Annotated in this window: 3 protein-coding genes; all 3 read right to left on the bottom strand. The window is 31.6% G+C overall.

Annotated elements, in window-relative coordinates; genetic code table 11:
- Positions 1-223 precede the first annotated feature (223 nt).
- On the bottom strand, positions 224-1,069 hold the full coding sequence (locus tag PHC28_RS16950; protein ID WP_300103364.1) for a TorF family putative porin: 846 nt from the start codon (positions 1,067-1,069) through the stop codon (positions 224-226).
- 347 nt (positions 1,070-1,416) lie between these two features.
- Complete coding sequence (locus PHC28_RS16955; RefSeq protein ID WP_300103367.1) at positions 1,417-3,093, bottom strand: NAD(P)/FAD-dependent oxidoreductase; 1,677 nt, start codon at positions 3,091-3,093, stop codon at positions 1,417-1,419.
- Between the two features lie 42 nt (positions 3,094-3,135).
- On the bottom strand, positions 3,136-3,713 hold a 578-nt coding region (locus tag PHC28_RS16960; protein ID WP_300103369.1), incomplete at its 5' end, for an aldehyde dehydrogenase family protein.

Here is a 3,713-nt window from a genome sequence, read left to right on the forward strand (position 1 = left end):
CCGCAGCTATTGCTGCTTTTAAGCTTCATTATATTCAAACAGAAGTCAATACAGTTTTAGATGAGAAAACCATAAACACTATTTATAATATCTACAAGAAACAATAATTGATGATAGATAACATAAAATAAAAAGAGGCTTTTTGAATGATTCAAAAAGCCTCTTTTTTATTTTATTTGAACTGCTATGAATAAAAGAGTATATTGCAGTTATAATAATTTAATTATTTGATAGTGAATGTCATTCCACCTGAAACAACACTTTTCACAGTACCATCCCAATTTTTATTTAAATTTCCATTATCGTTATATGTATATTTAACAAAAACTGGTAAGCTAAAGCTTTCAGAAAATTTAATTTCTTTAGAAACGTTTAAACCTACATTTGTGAATTTAAATCCATCTGTTAAATAATAAGCGTTAACATTTGATATAACTGCACCTGCAAAAAATCTAAGATTAATTCCTGCGCTTTCAATTGATTGAGAATATCCTATTTCAGTATAAGATGAAAAATTTCTTGATTTCTTGTCATTAGAGTCATATTTAAAATCATTTCCTGCTATCAACGTATTCCATTGAAAATCAATTGGCACTCCTTTTTCTGAGAAATCAAGCAATACTGAGAAATCAATTGCTTGAGTTGATGTCTCATCATAATTAAAATAACTACCTCTTGCTAAAGGTGTGTCATAATAGTAGTCACTTAACATAAGTTTTACAACCGGAGATACTTGATAAGATGCATACCAGTCAAATTCATTATATGACTTAATATCATTTGATAAATTTGTAGTTCCCCAAACTCCAACTGTCAATTTATCAGTAAAGGCATAGGATAAATAAGGTTGAAAAGCCACTTTATTCGCATTTAATTTAAACCCTCTCCACAAGTAAGGATAAACTACGTCTACTCCTATTGCTAATTTACTTGCTGGTTCTTCTGTTGCCGGTGCAGCTGCAGCTGGCGCATCTTGTGCAAATGTTAATGTACTTGTTAACATTAATGCTAAAATAGTTACTACTTTTTTCATGTTTAATTTAGTTTTGGTTATTAAATTGGTTTTCATTGTTAATTAGTTTTTTAGTTAGTTAATTGGTTGTTTTAATCTTCTTAATTGAGTATTGTTTTCTTTACATCAATACCTTGTTTATTCTGCGAATTTATCATCTTTTATCTAACTTGACCCCCTAAAAAGTGTTTTTTTGCCTTTTTACGGCTCGAATTATTAATTACAGAAATTCATTTAAAAAAAAATTGAGAATCTGTAATTAAAGTGTCAAATTTTACAATATTCATAATATACATTTACACCCACAAACCCTATTAATTTTTAATATTTCGATTTCGTAAAATATAAATATTTGCTTTTTAAGCCATTTTAAAAAAAATTAAGTAGCATACCCCCTAAAAATATCACCCTTTTGCTTTTTTATCAATTATTTTTAAAATTTCCTCCACCGCCAATCTTCCTGTTTCGGCAGCACCATTCATAAAGCCTTGATAATCCACACTACAATGTTCACCAGCAAAATAAACATCACCAATTGGCTCTGCTGTATGAAGCATTTCATTGTTCCATTGTCCAGGTTTCGGACAAGTATAACTTGATTTTACCCAAGGATAAGAAGACCAACTTGCAAAAACGTGTTTGTTAGAATACGTATTTTTTGAACTAGGAAATACTTGCTCCATTATACCTACGTATTTATCAATTTCGTTTTGAGGTAAATCCGTTTTCCAAGTATGATTAGGTGGCGCACTAGGATTATTCACAGCTACTTTTGCCAATTGTATAGATTCGTCTCCTCCAAAGAAACAGCAATAGGCTCCTTTATTACTTTGAATCGTTTTTATACTGCTCGAATCCCAACCATCGTGAATATCTTTATGAAATAAATAACCGTAAAACTTGTTTTTCCCTTCACGCCAAGGTCTATTTTCATAACCTAAAAACAATTTATTATTTTGGCCATAACCCAATGATTGAATTGATTTTTTCTTTTCTGGAGTCATTTCCTTTAATTCTATTTTCACATCACGAAGCATTGTAAAAGGAAGGCAAAGTATCACAAACTCAGCTTGAACATCTTCTTTGTCAATGAAAGAAAGATTGTACTTTCCGTCTTTGTTTGAAATGGCCGATAGCATATGCTTTGTCTTAATATCCGCTGCTACCCTTCCAGCTAAATGCTCAATTATTCTAGAATTTCCTTCTTTAATTCTGTATTTTTCATCACTAATTCCAAAAATTTTAAAGCCTTCAGAAATATCGGTATCAATCATATCCAGCATATTTATTGCCGATTGTTCTGACGTATCCAAGCCAAATTCCGCTATATAAGCCGCAGTAAGAATGTCTTTTAACCATTGCTCACAACTCAATGCGTTTATATAATCTTTTAAAGTCATTTTGTCTAAAATCAAGGCTTCTGGAGTATCATAATCTTCACCAAGACTATCCACATCTGTTGCTAATTTTGGAGCAATTTTTTTGAATTCCTTGATGATTTCAGCTTCTGAAATATGTCTCCCATCAAAAAAGAAAGTTTCGTGACGCAAACCAGCATCCTTCGATTCGGCATACATATCGATTAATTCCAAGTCGAATTCTTTAGCTAAATCTAGCATATCTTCGTGATTGGAATCGATAAAATCACCTCCAAATTCAGGATGAATTCCCATTTGCAAAGCATCGTTATAATGTGTCAAAATACGACCTCCCAACCGATGACTTCCTTCATAAAGCGTAAATGGAACACCAGCTTTTTTCAAATGATGTGCTGCGTTCAAACCAGCAATTCCAGCACCAATTATTGCTACTTTTATTCCGTCAAGTGGAATTCCTTTATCTGAAATATTGAAATTTTCAGTATCCTTTTCCTTTTTACAACTCAATATTGAAGTACCAACAACTCCTGTAAGCAAACCAAATTTAGCAATATCAACTACAAATTTTCGTCGCGTTACAGCATCCGCATTTTTGAATTCGACAATTTTATCTACTTCAACTTCTGGATTTTCATTCGAAAATTGAGCTGCTTTAAAATTAAAAAGTAAATTTTGAAGCGTTTTTGATTTTGGTTTTTTCATAGTTTTTTTTGGTTTGGTTAGCTATAGTAAATACACTTTATTCTATTCAATAATTATCGATTTCATATTCATAAATTCCTTCATCCCAATGTCAGACAATTCTCTTCCATAACCTGATTTTTTTATTCCTCCAAAAGGAATTCTGGAATCAGAACGAACCAATGAATTCACAAAAACATTTCCGGCTTCAATTCTTCTAGCTAATTTATAAGCCTTTTCTCTGTCTTCTGTCCAAATTGCCGATGCTAATCCATAACGATGATTGTTAGCAATTGCTATCGCATCATTTTCGTCTTTTGCTCTTATTATTGTTGCCAATGGTCCAAAAGTCTCTTCTTGAAAAGCAATATTATTCGAATCTACAAAATCAATTAATGTAGGTTGAAAATTGCAATTATCTTGCTCTCCTCCTACTAAAATTTTAGCACCTTGTTGCAAAGATTTCCCCAATTGAGAACTCAATGTATTTGCAAATTCAAGTTTAGCCAAAGGCCCCATATTAATTCCATTTTGCAAAGGATTCCCTTGATTTAAAGCGTTTATTTTTTGAGCAAATAAATGAGCAAATTCGTCACCTATTTTTTCGGTAACAATAAATCTTTTGGCACAAATACAGGCCT

This window comes from Flavobacterium sp., from assembly GCF_028712645.1.
Classification (GTDB): domain Bacteria; phylum Bacteroidota; class Bacteroidia; order Flavobacteriales; family Flavobacteriaceae; genus Flavobacterium.